Here is a 19,450-nt window from a genome sequence, read left to right as displayed (position 1 = left end):
GCCAGACTGTAGAGGACTTTTCGGTAAATTTCTGCCGTTTCGCGAAAACAGTATTACAAATCAAGCTTCTACAGCACTTTTCGCCAGATATGACTGCCTATACAGTCAAAACAACTAGCCCACTCTTCCTATACTGCGCCTGGCGTCGGCATGCCTGCACGATCCAGCGAGCCAGGGTGCTTGTTGTGCTGCCATGCAGATCGTCGCTATGCGGAATGGCGCGGACAGGAGTTACCGCGCTATTCCATGCAACTAATAAGTCTAAGAACGAGATTAAGTGTAATGAATAAACAATCTATCCAGATTGCGCTTGCTTACATGTCCGTGGTGATCGGCGGCGGCTTTGCCTCCGGGCAGGAGGTACTGCAGTTCTTCACCGGCTATGGGCTTATAGGCATCGTCGGCACTCTGGTGAGCGGTGTGCTGTTTGCCTTCCTCGGCATGCAGATCGCCCGGATGAGTTCGCAGATGCAAGCGAACTCGCACAAGGAAGTTCTCTACAGATTGTTCGGTAGCCGAATCGGGCTGCTGGTCGATGTTGTGCTGTCGTTCTTCCTGTACGGCGTCGGCGTCGTGATGCTGGCGGGCAGTGGTTCGATCTTCACCCAGGAGTACAACCTGCCACCGCTGTTCGGCGGTGTACTGATGACCGTGCTGGTGATTGCCACCCTGTGCCTGAACGTCAAGCGCATTATCAACCTGATCAGCGCGGTCATGCCTTTCCTGCTGGCCATGGTACTGCTCATCACCACTTACTCGATCTTCAGCTACAACGCTTCGGTCGAGGCCCTCGACGCAGCTGCCCGCGAGAACAACGAGACGGTCACCGGCAACTGGTTCGTCGGCGCCTTGCTGTACGCATCGTTCAATATCGCCGTGGGCTTTCCGATGCTGGCAGTCATCGGCGGCATGACCAAACAGCCCAGGGCTGCAGCAGTCGGCGGTGTACTCGGCGGTCTGGGCCTGGGTGCGTTGATCCTGTTGTTGAACATCGGCCTGTTCGCCAACATCAATCAACTGCAGGGTATCGAAATGCCGGCCCTGGCACTTTCCGGGCGCATCTCGCCAATCCTGTCGGTGGTGATGTCGATCGCACTGGTTTGCATGATTTACAGTACTGCGGTGGGAATGTTCTTTGCCTTCAGCGCACGCTTTGCCAAGCCTGATACGCGCCGCTTCAAACTGGTCAGCGCAGCGACTGTATGCGTAGGTCTGGTCTTGAGCCTGGGCGGCTTCAGCAAGCTGGTCGGCACCGTCTATCCGCTGCTGGGCTACGTCGGTTTCGCACTGATACTCGCCATTGCTTTCAGCTGGCTGCGCAGCCGCTCCGCGGCCAAGGCACAACAGGCCGGACTGAACGCCATCTCCTGACGGATGACGCCAACCCTGGAAAAAGCCATGGGGTATACACCCCATGGCTGGCATGAGCGCTCAGAAAATCAACGTGAAGCCCAGGCGTTGAAGCGCTGCTCCAGATGTTCGCCATGGTCCGCCCAGAACAGTGCATCTACCGGTACCTGCTGTGCGAGGTTCTCTGGCGCGGTGGGCAGTTCGGCGATGCGTGCCTTGTCGAGCAGGTCCATCGCCTGCAGGTTGGCGGCGCCGTAGTCGATGTGCTCGGCAAAGCTTTTCTGTTGCACAGGCTCCAGCGAGAAGGCGATGAATTCGCGGGTTTTCTCCTGGCGTGAAGCACCGCGCGGAATGGCCCAGGAGTCGAACTCGTAGAGCCCGCCCGACCAGACGATTTTCAGGTCATAGGTTTTGCGTTGCTCAGCCGAAAGGCGGCCGTTGTACACCGAACTCATCACCACATCCCCGGCCGCGAGGTACTGCGGCGGCTGTGCGCCGGCTTCCCACCACTGAATGTGCGGCTTGATCTGGTCGAGTTTGGCAAAGGCGCGATCCTGACCCGCCTCGGTCGCCAGCAAGGTGTAGACCTCCCCAGGCGCCACACCGTCGGCGATCAGGGCGAATTCCAGGGTCGATTTGGCCAGTTTTCGCAGGCCGCGCTTGCCCGGGAAGCGCTCGACATCCCAGAAGTCTTGCCAGCCGGTGGGCGCTTCTTTCAACTTGCTGGCGTTGTAGGCCAGCACCGTCGAGTACACCAGAAAACCGATGCCGCATGGCTGGATGGCACCGGGTACGAAGTCTTTGCTGTCGAGGCCGATCTGCGCCGGGTCGAGGGTTTCGAACATGCCTTCGTCACAACCGCGGGCAAGCTCGGCCGATTCGACTTCCACCGCATCCCAGGAGACGCTGCGAGTGTCGACCATGGCTTTGACCTTGGCCATTTCGCCGTTGTATTCACCGGAAATGATCTTGCTGCCGCTGGCTTGCTGCCAGGGTTTGTAGAAGGCCTTTACCTGGGCCTCTTTGTTGGCGCCACCGAAGGAGACGATGGTGAGATCGGCCGCAAGGCCGTGACTGGCAGCCAACAACCCGGTTGCCAGCGCTGCGAATTTCAGAGTCTTGATCATTATTGTTATCTCCTACTGTTCATGGGTGATTGCAAATCACTCAAGACACCGGGATTAACTAAGCCTTCCCAGGCGAGACATCCGGGTCTCGTTCCATTCGATGCCGAACTGGCCACTCGGGCAGCCCCCGCAACGAACAATAATGTTTTCCTGTGGTCAGTTTTTCTTGCCGTGTAAGGTGGCACGGAAGTTAAGGTAGTTAGACTCTGCTTTTCTAACGCTCAGGTTGGTTATTACTAAACTAACGGGACGCGCTACCTGCTACGCCCTCTTCTGCACCATCAGCAGCTCCCTCTCGTGCAGGCAACGCACATTTGATCGGCTGCTCTCGCCAGCGCTGCCAGGCCTGGTTCCATCCAGTCTCATGGCTGACACCCGGTATCACGAGGGTTTCCAGGCATGCGGCCGGCCCTAATTGACGGCGGTAAAATCCTTCAATAGTGCTCGGAATCACCCGGTCCTCACTGCCGAACAAGTGCCGTTGCGGGATCGAAGCCAGACGTTGGCGGTACTGCAAGGGCTCAAGCGAACCGCGCAATGGTGTGAGCTGGTGTATCCGGACCCACTCCGTCGGGCTGAGGTTACCCGCCAGCGTTTGTACCTGGCCAATGTCGTCACGCCTGGCAGCCAACAGCAGTGCCACTGCGGCGCCACCGGAGTAGCCGACCAGTTCGAAGTCCTGGTTGCGATAACGCGCCTTGAGCAGATCCAGCGCCTGGTCAAGACTGGCAATGACCTCTTCGGAGAAGCGCCGGTTAGTCCACATTTCAGGCGTACAGGTCGAGACGCTGACGAACTGACAGGGACGGCCAAGATAGAGTGCCGGCGTGGGGTCATCCAGCGCCAATTGCGCCACCAGCAGTTGCCGGGGACTGGGGTCGATACTCGGTTGCGTCGGCGTGGCCCAGGCGTGGCCATCACCTTCCAGATAGATGCGTAATCGCGCGGCATTTTGCTGCTTGTGCGACGCGATCATCGCCAGGGGAAAGGGGGTAGTGGCCAACACTTCCAGGTGCTGGCCATGGGAGGATGCCAACGCTTGCAGCGCCTGCCTAGGCGACTGGCAACCGCTCAGCGCGGCACTGAACAACAGTGCCGCGCCTTGCAGGCAAACCCCGGCCCACCGTAGCGGGCTGAGACTTGCAGCGGTCATCAGAAGTCGTAACGCACTTTGGCGGTGACCGTATCGGCATCAAAGTCGGACTTGCCTACATAGTCGTAGCTCAAGCCAACCGTCACAGCGCCCAGGTGGTAGTCAGCGCCTACACCCGCTTCATAGCTGTTTCGTACGGCACTGGCACCGCTGGTCACGAACGGCGTGTTGCCCGAAATGAAGGTGGAGGTGCTGCTGACTTCATCACCGATAAAGTCGTGATACGCCATGACTTGGGCCTGCGGCTCAAGCGTGCCACTGCCCAGCGGGAAATTGCCGGCAACGCGCAAGCCTGCACCCAGCTCGGCCACTTCGAAGCGCTGATCTTCGACTTTAAGTGCTGCGGAGCTGCCTTTTTCACGGTAACCGTCGATATCGACGCGGCTGTAGCGGGCGGCTACGCGAGGCTCAACCAGCACCGATGGCGAGACGTGGTAGGTGTAGCCACCGACCAGGTTCACACCAAACAGGTTGCTGTCGTAATCGCCTTTGGCGGTCGTGTTGGCAATGCTGCGCTTGCTTTCGTTGTCGTTCAGGCCATAGGTCAGGCTGCCATCGACAAAGTAGTTACCTTGCTCGAAACCGCCGTACAGCGTGAATGCATGACCATCGACCTTGGTTTTGTCACCGCTCTTGCCGTTGACGTCGGTATTCAGGTAGCTGTACGCCACACCCAGGGTCAGCTGATCGTTGAGCTTACCGTCGGCACCCACCGCGATACCGCGGCTGTAGGCGTTGTAACCGGCGACATTGTCACGCAGGTCCTGGCTGGCATCGCTGTACAGGGTTTGCACCCAGACACCCGCCTCCTTGAAGCCCTCGCCCGAAGACATGCCGCGCGCCCCGGAGGTGCGGCCACTGGTGACGTTGCTGATCAGTGTCTGGCCGGTGGTCGCGGCCTGAGTCGCCCCTCCATTGACCTCTGGGGTCAACTGCTCAGCCAGCGCGCGCAGCGCTTGAGCGTCCTGCGATGCATTGACATAGGCCTGGAAGACTTTGTCCTGCGGGTTCAAGCTGGCCAGTTGCGTGGCAACACTGCTGAATGCCGAAGCGGCGCGCTGGGCGTTGCCCGAACCGCCGATGTCCTTGATCACCTCACCGACTTGCGAAGACGATTTCCCGGTGACGGTCGCAACGACCTGATTACCTTCGACGACATAGGTATCGACGTTCAACAGCGAGGAGCGGCTGCTGACCAGCTTGCCGGACTCGGTCTGGTTATCCAGCGAATCAGCCTTGACCAGGGTGTAGGTGCTGCCAGCGGCGGTAAAATCGTTGCCCTGGGCGGCCAGGGTGATTTGCGAACCCTTCTTGAAGGTTGCATTGCCGTCGACGCTCAAGACTGCCTTGCTGGCATCCGTCGCGCTGCTCAGGTTCAGATCCAGCGATGAGCCATTGGCTACCACCAGGTCACCCTGCAACGAGGTGTGGGCATTAGCCAGCTGCAGATGCCCTGCGCTGCTCTCGGTACCGACATTCAACGGGCCGTTGTCGTACATGCGGATGTTGTAGCCATCGACATCGGCGCTGGTGCCCTTGAACACTGCATCACCGGTAACAGTAATGCGATCCAGATCGATCAGGTTGCCGGTGATCGCGCCGCCTTGCCAGTCCAGAACCACCACACCGGATGCGTCGGAGGCATCGATGGCTTCGTCTTCAGAAACCAGGGTGCCACGGTTGACCAGCGTGAGCGGGCCGCCTTCGCCCTCACCATCGATGTCAAAGCCACCGATTTCAATCGCGGCGTCGGTAGCCTGAATCAGGCCATTGTTGACGAACTGGGCAGAAGAAGTGGTAAAGCTGACGCCGTCCAGCTCAACGCCAACCGCATCGTCACCCGTTGCGATGATGCGGCCATTGTTTTCAATGCCGCCAATGTCGACACGATCGGTGTAGCCGAAGTATTCATTGGAGGTGGCATCCAGAGCAGTGGCGCCCTCGCCGCTGACCTGAATCAAGCCATTGTTGATCAGCTTGCCGTCAATCTCACCGCCTTCGAGCAAGATACCCTTGGCGTTCTTGCCGTTCGCCAGAATCTGGCCAGTGCTGGCGTTGATCAGATTGCCGTGCAATTCCGACTCACCGGAGAATTCCAGCGCACGGATACCGTCACCTTCGAACTCATCGCCGCTGACGCTCAAGGTGCCTTCGTTGACCAGGTTGCCGTGGATGATAGCCGGGTCAACCAGCATCGCCGACACACCACCGCCACTCACCGCAATGCTGCCCTTGTTCACCAGGTTACCGAAGATTTCGGTCGCCGGGCCGAACGACGAAGGGTCTTCGTCCTCACCCGCCATAGACAGGTCCAGGCCATCAGCGTTAGTGCCATTGGCATTAACGTTGGCATTGATGATCAGGTCCTTGTTGAAGGTAACGCTGTTGAACTCGATGGCGTCCAGGTCACTGTTGGTCGTAGCGAACGCGCCATTGACTTCAACGTGGTCCGCATAAGAGACGTTTTCGATCTGCACGCCCGCGTTGGTCAGCGCCAGGGTTTCAGCGTAAACGGGATGTGCTGCTGCGGTGATAGCAAGCGCGATAAGGGTTTTTTGTAGGTTAACGACAGCCACTTTTTCTTCCTTTGAAATCGAGGTGAGAACGCGTCCTTGCGTGGCTTCGTCTAGGAGTGATGTCAAATTGCCACGCTGGAGGCGCGGCGAGTATAAATACTCTTGTTTGTCAGAGGTATATATTTCTGGCGCCAGTGCAATGGCAGCTAGCGCCTATCGTGCTTTTGGCTAGCGCCGTTAACTGGACAACGCCGCCACTTTGGCCCGCGCTGCATGCAGTTTCTTTCATCGCCTCGGTTACTAGCAGCCACGCCCTCCTTCACCTCTGCCAAATAAAAAAAGGCTCTTCACGGAATCCCGAGGGCTATGACTCTTGAGTTGGGTTGGGTTGGGTCTGGTTGCTGAGGCTGCGAGTTTATCCATTCGCTGTGGCGCCGCTTCTGGCCCCTTCCGCCCTTACGGCGGAAGGGGCCATCAGCGGCGCCGCAGGGAATGGATCCCCCCATCCGAAGCCCAGCCCAGCCCAGCCTCAAGATCATGCTCCCCGGGATTGCGTGAAGAACCCAAAAAAGCACCCAAGGTGCTTTTTTGTCGGTGCAGTTAGCAGAATCAAACCAATGTTTTGGCCCGCGCCGCGTGCAACTTTTTATAGCTGTCGATCAACCGCAAATGCCTGTCGAGGCCTTCCAGCTTCATGCTCGTCGGCGTCAAGCCATAGAAGCGCACGCTGCCGTCCACCGAGCCGATCACCGCGTCCATCCGCTCGTTGCCAAACATACGGCGGAAATTGAACTCGTAGTCGTCCAGCTCCAGGTCGTCATCGAGCTGCACTTCCAGCACCACGTTCAGGGCCTGATAGAACAGTCCACGCTCGACGGTGTTGTCGTTGAACTGCAGGAAGGTTTCCACCAGTTCCTTGGCCTCTTCGAACTGCTGCAAGGCGAGATGGATCAGCAGCTTCAACTCCAGAATCGTCAACTGCCCCCAGACCGTGTTGTCATCGAATTCGATGCCGATCAGCGTGGTGATGTCGGTGTAGTCATCCAGCTCGCTCTCTTCCAGACGCTCAACCAGGGCACGCAGCTCGCTCTCGTCCAGGCGGTGCAGGTTGAGAATGTCTTCGCGGAAAAACAGGGCTTTGTTGGTGTTGTCCCAGATCAGGTCGTCGACCGGGTAAATTTCCGAATAGCCCGGCACGAGAATGCGGCAGGCTGTTGCGCCGAGGTGCTCGTACACCGCCATGTATGCTTCTTTGCCCATGCTTTCGAGAATGCCGAACAAGGTCGCGGCTTCTTCGGCGTTGGAGTTTTCACCCTGGCCAGAGAAGTCCCACTCAACGAATTCGAAATCGGCTTTGGCACTGAAGAAGCGCCACGACACCACACCGCTGGAATCGATGAAGTGTTCAACAAAGTTGTTCGGCTCAGTCAGCGCGTGGCTTTCGAACGTCGGCTGCGGCAGATCGTTCAGGCCTTCGAAGCTGCGGCCCTGGAGCAGTTCCGTCAGGCTGCGCTCCAGCGCCACTTCAAAGCTTGGGTGTGCGCCGAACGAGGCAAATACGCCGCCGGTACGCGGGTTCATCAAGGTGACGCACATCACCGGGAATTCCCCGCCCAGCGACGCATCCTTCACCAGCACCGGGAAGCCCTGCTCTTCCAGGCCCTGAATACCGGCGAGGATCGCCGGGTACTTGGCCAGCACCTCCTGCGGCACATCCGGCAGTGCCAGTTCACCTTCCAGAATTTCGCGTTTGACCGCGCGCTCGAAGATTTCCGACAGACATTGCACCTGCGCTTCGGCCAGCGTGTTACCGGCGCTCATGCCGTTGCTCAGGTACAGGTTTTCGATCAGGTTGGAGGGGAAATACACCACCTCGCCGTCCGACTGGCGCACAAAGGGCAGCGAGCAAATGCCGCGCGCTTCATTGCCGGAGTTGGTGTCGTACAGATGCGAGCCGCGCAGCTCGCCATCGGGGTTGTAGATTTCCAGGCAGTAGCCGTCGAGGATTTCCGCCGGCAGCGCATCTTTGCGGCCAGGCTTGAACCAGCGCTCGTCCGGGTAATGCACAAACGCCGCGTTGGCGATCTCTTCGCCCCAGAACTGATCGTTGTAGAAGAAGTTGCAGTTCAGTCGTTCGATGAATTCGCCCAGCGCCGAAGCCAGCGCGCTTTCTTTGGTCGCGCCCTTGCCATTGGTAAAACACATCGGCGACTGCGCATCGCGGATATGCAGCGACCAGACGTTGGGGACAATGTTGCGCCACGACGCGATTTCGATCTTCATGCCCAGGCCGGCGAGAATCGCCGACATGTTGGCGATGGTCTGCTCCAGCGGCAGATCCTTGCCGACGATATAGGTGCTGGCGTCGGACGCCGGGTCCAGCATCAGCAATGCCTGGGCATTGGCGTCGAGGTTGTCGACTTCCTCGATCACAAACTCAGGGCCGGTCTGCACCACCTTCTTCACCGTACAACGGTCGATGGAACGCAGAATGCCCTGGCGATCCTTGGCGGAGATATCGGCTGGCAGCTCGACCTGAATCTTGAAGATCTGGTTGTAACGGTTTTCCGGATCAACAATATTGTTTTGCGACAGGCGAATATTATCGGTGGGAATATCACGCGTTTGGCAGTACAACTTCACAAAGTAAGCCGCACACAACGCCGACGACGCCAGAAAATAATCGAACGGACCCGGCGCCGAACCATCGCCTTTATAGCGGATAGGCTGATCGGCGACCACGGTGAAGTCATCAAACTTGGCTTCAAGCCGAAGGTTGTCGAGAAAGTTGACCTTGATTTCCATGCGGGAACACCATAATAACGTGCAAAACGATTTGGCCGCCATTATCCGGTTTTTCAGGCGAAAGTCTTGCGCTTTCAGCAATGGCCGCTGACCGGTTCCAGATCGCCGCAGTGCCGCCAGCACTGCTGCTGGCGGCAGATCCACGCCAAAGCCTTTGTTCAGGCGGGTTTCAGGCAGTGGGCATTCAGAGCAATGCGCAGGTAAGCCTTACGTCAGGTGTAAACGCAACAGCTGCCAGCTGATGCGAATATTCAGCTAGCGATTTCGATCGGTATGACCGGCAGGGTGAATGCATTAGTTAAGTTTTTTTGCACTTGCAATCTTTTACTCAACTCAAAGAAATACCAAACTAAAAAGAAAACTAGCAACTTTAAACTTCACAATGACAGCGCCGGAGAAGGTCGAATCAGACAGGCTGTCCGCAACCGTGACCAGCGGATGCTATGACCACGGCGTTTGACGCAAGTCAAAACGCCGGGCGTGGTTCGCGAGAGGATGGCTGCAAGCAGGGAACGGATCGATAACAGGCCAACGCCTAAGATTCATGTGCACAACATTGCATAAGGAAACCCATATGACCTCGTTGAACCACGTACTGGTTGCCACCGACCTGTCCACCTCTGCCCGCAACGCGGCACAGCGGGCCGCACTGTTGAGCAAGGAACAGCACGCATCGCTGGATCTGCTCTACGTCGCCAATCCAGCCCCCTTCGAGCGCCTCAAGCAGGTCGTGGTACCTGATGAAGACTTGTTGAATCGCGTGCTTGGGAGTGCGAGAGAAAAAATTCACGAACTGGCAGAGGCGCTGTTCCAGCGCTACGACATCGGCGCAGGCGTACAGGTCGCGTCCGGTTCGGTTGTCAGCGAAATCACCCGGGTGGTGCAGGACAAACACAGCAACCTGTTGGTCTGCGGAGCGAAGGGCCAAAGCCTGGCCCGTCGCCTGCTGCTCGGTTCTACCGTGCAAAGAATACTCAGCCGCATGCTCTGCCCTTTGCTGGTGGTCAAGCACGCACCTCGCGATGCGTACCGTACCTTGCTCGTCCCGGTTGATTTTTCGCCTGCATCGCTGCGTTCCATCGAACTGGCAAAGGCTGTTGCGCCGCAGGCCGAGATCATCCTCCTGCACGTGTACGAAGCCCCCTTCGAGGGGAGCATGCGCTTCGCCCACATTGACCAGGAGACCCTCAATCACTACCGCAATGTCATCAGGAAAGATGCCGTGCAACAACTCGCGGCATTGAGCGAAGCCGCCGGGCTGAGCAATGCCCGGCAAATCGTGGTGCATGGTGACGCCGCCTGGCGGATCGTTGAGCAGGAACAGGAGCTGGACTGCGACCTGATCGTGATCGGCAAGCAGGGGGAAAGCGCTCTGGAAGAACTGTTGATCGGCAGCGTTACCAAGCATGTGCTCAACGAATCCCAGTGTGATGTGCTGGTGTCGCTGTAGGCTGCGGGTAGTGTCGAGCGTTTGAATCCGCACACTCAGCCAGCCCGGTGTTTAACACTGGGCTGGCTTAAACACGAGCACAAACGTATCGTCGCGCGCCACTCACTCACAAAAGGAATTGGACTCGTGTCCGAGCACCGCATTCGCGCCCTCGCCCTGTGCGTCTTTCATCACCAGGGAAAGATTCTGGTTAACCAGTTTTACGACGCTGAATCTGATCAGACCCTGTTTCGCCCCATCGGCGGTGGCATCGATTTCGGCGAGCGCAGCATTGATGCCATTGCCAGAGAAGTGCAGGAAGAACTGAACCAGTCGATCAGCGATGTGCGTCTGCTCGGCACTCTGGAGAGCATCTTCACCTATGCCGGTAAGCCGGGGCACGAGATTGTTCAGGTCTATGACGCTAAATTCAGCGACATGAGCCTTTACCAACAATCCTGCCTGATTGGTCACGAAAGCGATGGCGCAGCGTTCAAGGCCACATGGCGCGACAGTTCAAGCTTCTCGGATACATCACCGCTGGTTCCTGAAGGGCTTCACGATCTGCTCAAGGCAGTTTCACTGTTGGCGTGAGGTGAGATCCCGGTGGGAGCGGGCTTGCCCCGCGATGCGATGTGGCTAATGGTCTGCAATCGCGGGGCAAGCCCGCTCCCACCGAGAAGGTGCATTACGGCTAGTAACCGGTCATTTCCAGATAGCCCCTGCCGCCCACACTGCCGCTGATGCGCACCGGGCCTTCCCAATACGGGAAGCTGGTGTGCATCCACGCTTTCGGCTCCAGCGCCTCAACCTGCACATCGACCCCCTGACTCGGCACCTGCACGCGCCAGCGGGTGGGCATCTGGACGCCGTTGTCCTGCTTTGACCAGGCCAGCGCCTGGAGCTGGATCTGTTCGCCTTGCAGCGCCTGGGTCTGCCCTTGTGCGCTGATCCAGGTGCCCGCCCGGTAGGGCGTGCCCGCAGCCTCACGCACGCGAAACAGCATCAATTTCGCGCCGCTGTCCAGGTGCAGGGAAAACCAGTCCCACCCCGATTGCCCGGCCGCCAGCGGCTGGCTGCTCCATTCACGATCAAGCCAGGCGTTGCCGGTGACCGCAATGCGCTGGCCTTCGCGCTCGACTTCGCCACTGACCTGGTAGAACGGCTGGCTGTAGTAGTAAGACGCCTGACCCTTGCCGGATTTTTCGCTGTAGCCCTGTGCGCCATGCAGCACCAGCGGCCCCGTGCTCAGCAGGTTCAGGCGGTAAGCAAAGCCTGCGCCGCGGGCGACCATCTGTAATTGCCCGATGTCATCACTGCCCTGCAGCGACCAGTCATTTATCCAGGCCCGGAACGGCTGGCTTGCAACCCCCGCCTGGCCGACACCACCGCGCGCCAGGGTTTCGCTGGACTGATGGCCACCAGGGCCGGTCAGCGCCGCATGGCCCATCCACAGGTTGGGGCTGCTCCAGTCGGCAGTTTCCGCGCCGGTGTGCAGGGCCGAGCGGAACAAGGTCCACTGTGCGCCCCACTCACGTCCCTGAGCGTCCTTGAGATTGGCGGTGACGTACCACCACTCGATGCGAAAGCCATTGTGCGCACCGTGATCGCGAGGAAACTCCAGCACATGATTGCGCGTCACCTGCCTGAAGGCGTCCGCCTCCTGACCCAAGCCGGCAAAACTTTTGCCTGCTGGTTCAGGCTGATCGCAACCGCTCAGCAGCAACAAGACAATCAATCCCCAAACTTCAGGCTTCATCGGCAAATTGCCTCAATAACTCGCTCGGTTGGCGCCGTGCCAATTGCCATAGCGGCCAGGCACTGGCCAGCAGACTGGTCAACAGCCCTAGCATGGCCAGTTGCAGCAGTTGCCCGGGAAAGACATGCAGCGGCAAGCGCCAGCCAAACGCCTGGACGTTGACCACCGCCACCAGACACCAGGCGAGCAGCAAGCCCAGGGGTATCGCCAGCAGCACGGTGAAGCAGCTCAACATCAGGGTTTGACCGAGTGAAAGCCACACCAACTGCCCGCGCTGCACACCCAGCGCCCAGAGCGGCGCCAGTTGGCCGAGGCGGCTCTGGCTCAGGCTCAGCAGACTGATGAACAGCGCGATGCCAGCGACACCGAGGGTCAGGCTGTTGAGCGCGGACGTGGCGGCAAAGGTGCGGCTGAAAACTTCAGTCGACCAGCGCTTCAAGGTGGCTTGCTCGACCACGCGGCTGTCGTCCAGGGCAAAGCGTTGTTGCAGCTCGGCCTTGAGCACCGGGACACGCTCGGCAACCAGGTTCAGGCTGATATTGTTCAGGCTCGCCTCAGGCCGATGCCTGCGCAGCCAGTCGGCGTTGACCAACAGATGGCCTTTGGGATTGCCATAGTCAGCGTAGATGCCGACCACGGTCATGGCTTGCACAGGCTCCACCGGCAGTTGAAGACTGTCGCCCAACCGCACGCGCAAACGCCGCGCCAACTGTTCACTGAGCATGACTGCGCGACCGCTCGCCAGTTGCTCCCAGGCCCGTGCGCTGTGTTCCAGCAACGGCCAGCGTGTGCGATAGCCAGGGTGGTCGATGATGCCCTGGACTTGTACCGGCCATTCCTGCAGGCGTAGCTCAAGGCGCCAGCTGGGCAGCACCGCGCTGATTCCCGGCTGTTCGCCGAGCCATTCGTTGATCTGCGCAGCCTGCGCGTTATCCCGAGGGGTGACATAGAGATCGGCTGCCAGACGCTGATCGAGCCAGCCGGTAAATGTCTTGCGAAAGCCCTCGGTCATGCTGCCCACGCCGACACTGGCAGCCAGCGCCAGCAGCAAGGCCATCAGCGCCAGGCTCAATGCGGGCAATTGCTGACGACTGTCGGCGATGAACCACTGCGCCAATGGCCGACGACAGAAGCGTGCCAGCCAGGCTAACGCGCCATCGAGCAACGTCGGCAACAGCAGCGCTGCGGCCAGCAACAGCGCCGCAAGCAAGATGAACGCACTGGGCAGGCTGGCCCCGTATTGCCAACAGCCGAGTGCCACCAGTAGTAACAGCCCTGCTGCAATTGCCTGACGTCGCAGCCACGGGCCCTGGGCCAACCGCCAGGCCTGAGGTTGCGCCAACACCAGCAGTGGCAGGCGGGCTGCGCGCAAAACACTGCTCAACCCGGCGATCAGCGCGCCGCACACACTCACCAGCACCCCGGCCAACCACCACCAGGCCGGCAGACTCAGTTGCCCGGCGACCTGGGCGCCATATAAACCGCGCAAGCTGGCGGCGAAATCGGGCAACAGCAAGGCGGCCAGCACATAGCCGCTGGCGACCCCGGCCAAACCGCCGAGCACCGCGAACACACCCAGCTCCAGCGTCAGGCCGATCAACACCAAATTCAAGCTGATGCCGCAGGCACGCAGGGTGCGAATCAGGCTACGACGCTGTTCAAGGGCCAGGCCGATGGCGGCGTGAGCGATAAACAGCCCGACGACAAAGGCCAGCAGGCCGAGCGCGGTGAGATTGAGGTGAAAGCTCTCGGTCAGGCGTTGCAAGCCGCCATCGTCACCGGCTGGTTGCAGCTTGAGGCGGGCAGCAATGGCCGCGGGCAATGGCGCCTTGTCATCCGCCAACAACAACCGCGATAGCTGCTCCGGTGCTTGCAGCAAGGTCTGGGCATGCCCGATGTCGACGATGATCACGCCCGGTGCCAGCTGCGGCTTGAGGACGAAAGGTGGCAATACCTGGCCATCACTGCTGAGTGCTTGATCCGCCGCTTGCATACCCAATTGCTGCAACGTGTCCGGGCCAACCCAGGCTTGCCCCGGAGTACCGATGAACGCCTGCAGATCGAAGTCTTGCATCGGGGTACCGGCGACGCTCGCTGCCGCTGGCAGGCTCAGCGGTTCGATACCGATCAGGCGCACCGTCAGCGGCCGCTCGCCGGCAAAACGCACGCGCCCTTCCACCACCGGGGATACCGACCAGCCCAGCTGGCGCAGTTGGAGGTACAGCGCCTGCTCGAATCGCTCTGCATCGCGGGCCACCAGTTGTGCTTGCACAGGGCCGGTCAACAGCGCACTGGCACGGGCGTAGTCATTGCGTGCCTGGCTGTTCAAGGCCTGGACGCCGGTCCACAGCGCAGTGGCCAGCCACAATCCGGTAAACAGGCTGAAGCACTGCAAACGATGGCGCCACCAATGGCTCAGCAGCGCCTGCAAGGTCATCAGCAAGGCGTTCATCAAGCCGTCTCGACCCGCACCCGGCCGGCATGCAGGAAGCAACGTTGCTGCAGGCGCGCAGCCAGGCGCTGGCTGTGGGTGACCATCAACACGCTGCTGCCGGCCTCGGCAACCAGTTGCAGCAGCAGGCTCAACACTTGATCGCTACTGGCCTCGTCGAGGCTGCCGGTGGGCTCATCGGCCAGCAGCAACGCAGGTCGCCCCGCCAGTGCCCGGCCGATGGCGACGCGTTGCTGCTGGCCGCCGGACAATTGCTCCGGGTAGCGCTGCAACACATCCGCCAGCCCCAGGCGCTCGCAGAGATAGTCCAGCCATTGCTGATCGAAGCGCCCGGCCAGCCTGGCCTGAAACGCCAGGTTGGCTGCCACATCCAGGCTGCTGATCAGGTTGTACTGCTGGAACACCAGACCGATGCCTTCCCGGCGCCAGCGCGCCAGGCCTGACTCCGAACGCGCGTCGAGGGGTTCGGCGTCGATCAGGATGCGCCCGCTGTCAGCGCGGTCGAGTCCTGCGAGCAGGTGCAGCAAGGTACTTTTACCGCTGCCCGACTCGCCCATCAACGCCAGGCTGCTGCCCCGCGCCAGACGCAAGTCGACGCCCTGCAGCACCGGCAGTGTGCCTTGCGCGGTAATGAACGACTTGTGCAACTGTTCGACGACCAGCATCAACGGCTATCCAAATGCTCCAAGCAATAGGAATAGCAGTGTTCTCAGGCTTTGCCCATTGATAACCCGACTACGCACCTTGCCTGCGCATGGTAAGAATGGCGGCCCCGAAGAAGATGAACGTCGAGCCTACCGCCCTGCTCACCCACAGCGAAAAGCGCGGCCGAGTCAGTACGCCTTTGGCCCGGGAAGCCAGGCCTGCGTACAGCGTCAGGGACGTCAGCGACAAGCCCATGAAGATCGACGTGAGCAGCAGAAACTGCGGCAGCAATGCGGCGCTTTGGTCAATGAACTGTGGGAACAGTGCCGAGAAGAACATCGTCGCCTTGGGATTGGTAGCTGCGGTCAGGAAAGCCGATTTGAACAGCTTCAGACGCGATGGTTTGCTGACTTTCTGATTGCCCGGAACATCGGCCGCAAGCATCGGCGTCCTCTTGAACAACTGCTTGGCCCCCAGATAGAACAGGTAGCCGGCCCCGGCAATTTTCACCACGTTGAACATCCACTCGGAACTGGCGAGCAAAGCACCCAGGCCCAGCATTGCCGCTGCCGACAGGCAGAACAGTCCGCACGCATTGCCCAACGAAGACCACAGCGCAGAACGCGGACCATAGGCCAGGCTGTTGTTGATCGCCATCAACGTGGCAGGACCTGGACTGGCGATAGCAATCGCGGCAACCAGCACATAAGCAAGTATCGAGTGAGCATCCATTTTTCAGACTCGTGCGTGGTGGGAAGGTGATGCATGTTACAGGGCCTGGCAGCGGACAGTGGCGGTTGTTTGCCGAGTTAACGCAAGGTAACAGCCGCCTTGTCGTTCACTGCCTCGTAGTACAACCTGATGCTCTTTACCAAGTGCTGCGCAAGGCCATCAACCGGGACACCAAAGCCAGGATCAACATGAACATCACCCTTCGCAATGAACAACCTGCAGACATCGACAGCATTGCACGCCTGACCGAGGCCGCATTCAAGAATCAGGAGCACTCAAGCCACACCGAGCATTTCATCGTCAATGCCCTTCGCAAGGCCAATCAGATGAGCGTCTCATTGGTGGCAGTGGAAGACGGCGAAATCATCGGTCACGTTGCCCTGTCGCCCGTTACGGTGTCATCGGGGGCAACCGGCTGGTACGGCCTGGGGCCTATTTCGGTGCACCCTGAGCGCCAGGGTCAAGGCATTGGCTCGTCATTGATGAACGCCGCGCTGGCGCAGTTGCAACGTCTTGGCGGTGCCGGCTGCGTGCTGCTCGGCGACCCAGGCTACTACGGACGCTTCGGCTTCAAGACGCACCCCGACCTTGAGCTGCCCGGCGTCCCCCCTGAGTACTTCCAGGCATTGTCATTCGGGGATGTCGCACCAACTGGCGTGGTCAAATACCACGACGCGTTTGAGGCAACGGCTTGACGGTAGGAGCGGGCTTGCCCCGCGATTGCGGTTTGTCAGTCACCTCGCATCGCGGGGCAAGCCCGCTCCCACCGGCCAGCTGAGAGAGTCACTCTATCAACCCCCAATACTCCCGCTATTAGCCCTCGCTCTTCGGCAGGTCTAGCCTATATTTATCGCTGCACTGATCCGGCCGGATGGCTTCTGGGAAGGCGGTAACAAAGCGGCTACAGCTGCCCTTCCCGCAGTGATTCATCTTTCCGATAACGAGATTGCCGCTACGCTGAACTGTCCGTGATGGCCATCACCGATTCGTTGATCGAACCGCTGGCCTTGAACCTATGTCATTGATTTCACTCATCTCTACTCGGTTGATAGAACGGGTCGGATTGTGGGGTGAGTCCATCCAGAGGTGAAACAGTCATGTCAAACGAGTCAAAATGCCCGTTCAATCCTGCCGCTGGCGGCGGCACCAGCAACCGCGATTGGTGGCCCGACCAGCTGAACCTGAAAATCCTGCACCAGCACTCGTGCCTCTCCGACCCGATGGACGAGGATTTCGATTACGCCAAGGCCTACAAGAGCCTGGACTTTGCCGCCCTCAAGCAAGACCTGCGGGCACTGATGACCGACTCCCAGGACTGGTGGCCCGCCGACTTCGGTCACTATGGCCCGTTGTTCATCCGCATGGCCTGGCACAGCGCCGGCACCTATCGCATCGGTGATGGCCGTGGTGGCGCCGGCTCCGGCCAGCAGCGCTTCGCCCCGCTCAACAGCTGGCCCGACAACGTCAGCCTGGACAAGGCCCGGCGCCTGCTCTGGCCGATCAAACAGAAGTACGGCAAGAACATTTCCTGGGCCGACCTGATCGTGCTGACCGGCAACGTCGCCCTGGAATCCATGGGCTTCAAGACCTTCGGCTTCTCCGGCGGCCGCGCCGATGTCTGGGAACCGGATGAAGCGGTGAACTGGGGTGCAGAGACCGTCTGGCTGGGGGGCGATATCCGCTATGGCAAAGCGCAACCGCCAGGCGACGTGCCGCTGGTGGCTGAACCTTCCAAGCATGGCGAAGAACAAGGCCGCAACCTGCCGCCAACCGAGCGCAACCTCGATAACCCGCTGGCCGCGGTGCAGATGGGGCTGATCTACGTAAACCCCGAAGGCCCTGAAGGCAATCCCGACCCGGTCGCCTCCGCCAAGGACATCCGCGACACCTTCGGCCGCATGGCTATGAACGATGAAGAAACCGTGGCGCTGATCGCCGGCGGTCACGCCTTCGGCAAGACCCACGGTGCCGGCCCGGCCGACAACGTCGGCCCTGAACCCGAGGCCGCCGGCCTTGAGGAACAGGGTCTGGGCTGGCGCAACAAATTCGGCAGCGGAAAAGGCGCCGACGCCATCACCAGCGGCCTGGAAGTGACCTGGACTTCGACCCCCACGAAATGGAGCAACGAGTACCTGGAAAACCTCTTCGGCTTCGACTGGGAGCTGACCAAAAGCCCGGCCGGCGCCCACCAGTGGCGGCCCAAAGGCGGTGCTGGTGCAGACCGCATCCCCCACGCTTTCGACCCGGCGAAAAAGCAGGAACCGCGGATGCTGACCTCGGATCTGGCACTGCGCTTCGACCCGATCTACGAGCCGATCGCCCGTCGCTTCAAGGAAAACCCCGCGCAACTGGCCGACGCCTTCGCCCGCGCCTGGTACAAACTCATTCATCGCGACATGGGCCCGCTGTCACGCTACCTCGGCCCGGAAATGCCCGGTGAAGAACTGCTCTGGCAAGACCCGATCCCGGCTGTCGACCATGCCCTGGTCAACGACGCCGACGTCGCCGCGCTCAAAGCCAAAGTGCTGGCCTCGGGCCTGTCAGTGTCGCAGCTGGTGTCTACTGCCTGGGCCGCGGCCTCGTCATTCCGCGGATCAGACAAACGCGGAGGTGCCAACGGTGGGCGCCTGCGTCTGGCGCCGCAAAAAGACTGGGAGGCCAATCAGCCAGCACAACTGGCCGCAGTGCTGGGCAAGCTGCAAAGCATCCAGAACGACTTCAACGCTCAGGGCGGCGGCAAGAAAATCTCCCTCGCCGACCTGATCGTTCTGGCCGGTAACGCCGGTGTCGAGCAAGCGGCGAAAAATGCGGGGCACAGCGTGACGGTGCCCTTCTCCCCCGGCCGCACCGACGCCTCCCAGGCGCAGACTGATGTCGAGTCCTTCGGCTTGCTGGAACCGGTTGCCGATGGCTTCCGTAACTACGTCAAGGCAGGAGCCAAAGCCAAACCCGAGGCGCTGCTGGTCGATAAGGCGCAACTGCTGAACCTCAGCGCGCCGGAGATGACCGTGTTGATCGGCGGCCTGCGGGTGCTGGGCAACAATGTCGGCAGCAACACCCAGGGCGTGTTCACCCAGCGGCCTGAGCAGTTGACCAATGACTTCTTCCAGAACCTGCTGGACATGAGCGTGGAATGGAAGCCGGCCTCCAGCGCCAACGACAGCTATGAAGCCCGCGACCGCAAAACCGGCGAGCTGAAGTGGACCGGTAGCCGTGTCGATCTGGTATTCGGCTCGCATGCGCAACTGCGTGCGCTGGCTGAGGTGTATGCCAGCAACGATGGCAAGGACAAGTTCGTCAGGGACTTCATTGCTGCCTGGAGCAAAGTGATGAACCTGGACCGTTTTGACCTGGCGTAAGAGCAACGCCGCAGCCTGATACAGCCACAAAAAACGCCCCGGCCCGGATGTTCAGGTCGGGGCGTTTTTATTCTGATCCGTATTTTTCTGCTTCATCTGCATCTGTAATGAAAACCCTGACAC

Annotated in this window: 13 protein-coding genes; 5 read left to right on the top strand and 8 right to left on the bottom strand. The window is 60.0% G+C overall.

Going from position 1 to position 19,450, the window contains the following annotated elements:
* Positions 1 to 282: 282 nt before the first annotated feature.
* On the top strand, positions 283 to 1,371 hold the full coding sequence (locus ACVI9W_RS21310; RefSeq protein ID WP_157191939.1) for a YkvI family membrane protein: 1,089 nt from the start codon (positions 283 to 285) through the stop codon (positions 1,369 to 1,371).
* Between the two features lie 68 nt (positions 1,372 to 1,439).
* Here ACVI9W_RS21310 and ACVI9W_RS21305 read toward each other — a convergent pair whose 3' ends face one another.
* From ACVI9W_RS21305 to ACVI9W_RS21290, 4 genes are all read right to left on the bottom strand, one after another.
* Complete coding sequence (locus ACVI9W_RS21305) at positions 1,440 to 2,477, bottom strand: ABC transporter substrate-binding protein (RefSeq protein WP_461531091.1); 1,038 nt, start codon at positions 2,475 to 2,477, stop codon at positions 1,440 to 1,442.
* Positions 2,478 to 2,718: 241 nt separating this feature from the next.
* Positions 2,719 to 3,630, bottom strand: a complete 912-nt coding sequence (locus tag ACVI9W_RS21300; protein ID WP_461531090.1) for an alpha/beta hydrolase — start codon at positions 3,628 to 3,630, stop codon at positions 2,719 to 2,721.
* A complete protein-coding gene (locus tag ACVI9W_RS21295; RefSeq protein WP_461531089.1) occupies positions 3,630 to 6,206 on the bottom strand; it encodes an autotransporter family protein in 2,577 nt (858 codons plus the stop codon). The genes ACVI9W_RS21300 and ACVI9W_RS21295 overlap by 1 nt, the downstream gene beginning before the upstream one ends.
* 549 nt (positions 6,207 to 6,755) lie before the next feature.
* The gene (locus ACVI9W_RS21290) at positions 6,756 to 8,951 is read right to left on the bottom strand and encodes an OsmC domain/YcaO domain-containing protein (RefSeq protein WP_461531088.1); all 2,196 of its coding nucleotides are present in this window, start codon (positions 8,949 to 8,951) and stop codon (positions 6,756 to 6,758) included.
* Positions 8,952 to 9,525: 574 nt separating this feature from the next.
* Here ACVI9W_RS21290 and ACVI9W_RS21285 point away from each other — a divergent pair.
* Both ACVI9W_RS21285 and ACVI9W_RS21280 read left to right on the top strand, forming a co-directional pair.
* Entirely contained in the window at positions 9,526 to 10,401 is an 876-nt protein-coding gene (locus ACVI9W_RS21285; protein ID WP_461531087.1) for a universal stress protein, read from the top strand.
* Positions 10,402 to 10,527: 126 nt separating this feature from the next.
* The gene (locus ACVI9W_RS21280) at positions 10,528 to 10,974 is read left to right on the top strand and encodes an NUDIX hydrolase (protein ID WP_461531086.1); all 447 of its coding nucleotides are present in this window, start codon (positions 10,528 to 10,530) and stop codon (positions 10,972 to 10,974) included.
* 100 nt (positions 10,975 to 11,074) lie between these two features.
* Here the strand turns inward: ACVI9W_RS21280 and ACVI9W_RS21275 are convergent, their stop codons facing one another.
* From ACVI9W_RS21275 to ACVI9W_RS21260, 4 genes are all read right to left on the bottom strand, one after another.
* Entirely contained in the window at positions 11,075 to 12,139 is a 1,065-nt protein-coding gene (locus tag ACVI9W_RS21275) for a lipocalin-like domain-containing protein (protein WP_461531085.1), read from the bottom strand.
* Positions 12,129 to 14,591: an ABC transporter permease gene (locus ACVI9W_RS21270; protein WP_461531084.1), complete on the bottom strand. Its 2,463-nt coding sequence runs from the start codon at positions 14,589 to 14,591 to the stop codon at positions 12,129 to 12,131. The genes ACVI9W_RS21275 and ACVI9W_RS21270 overlap by 11 nt, the downstream gene beginning before the upstream one ends.
* Positions 14,591 to 15,256 (bottom strand): ABC transporter ATP-binding protein, encoded by a 666-nt coding sequence (locus tag ACVI9W_RS21265; RefSeq protein ID WP_461531083.1) that lies wholly within the window; start codon positions 15,254 to 15,256, stop codon positions 14,591 to 14,593. Before ACVI9W_RS21265 ends, ACVI9W_RS21270 begins: the two co-directional genes overlap by 1 nt.
* A 70-nt stretch (positions 15,257 to 15,326) precedes the next feature.
* Positions 15,327 to 15,968 carry a LysE family translocator gene (locus ACVI9W_RS21260; protein WP_461531082.1) on the bottom strand — a complete coding sequence of 214 codons (642 nt, stop codon included), beginning with the start codon at positions 15,966 to 15,968 and terminating at the stop codon, positions 15,327 to 15,329.
* Between the two features lie 188 nt (positions 15,969 to 16,156).
* On the opposite strand from ACVI9W_RS21260, the gene ACVI9W_RS21255 reads away from it, so the two are divergent.
* Both ACVI9W_RS21255 and katG read left to right on the top strand, forming a co-directional pair.
* Positions 16,157 to 16,663, top strand: coding sequence for a GNAT family N-acetyltransferase (locus ACVI9W_RS21255; protein ID WP_461531081.1), 507 nt, complete (start codon positions 16,157 to 16,159; stop codon positions 16,661 to 16,663).
* Positions 16,664 to 17,065: 402 nt separating this feature from the next.
* On the top strand, positions 17,066 to 19,327 hold the full coding sequence (gene katG, locus ACVI9W_RS21250; RefSeq protein ID WP_461531080.1) for a catalase/peroxidase HPI: 2,262 nt from the start codon (positions 17,066 to 17,068) through the stop codon (positions 19,325 to 19,327).
* Positions 19,328 to 19,450 lie beyond the last annotated feature (123 nt).

Source organism: Pseudomonas sp. 210_17 TE3656 (assembly GCF_054821965.1).
Note: the sequence above shows the minus strand (reverse complement) of the source record. Positions and strands in the feature narration are given on the sequence as shown.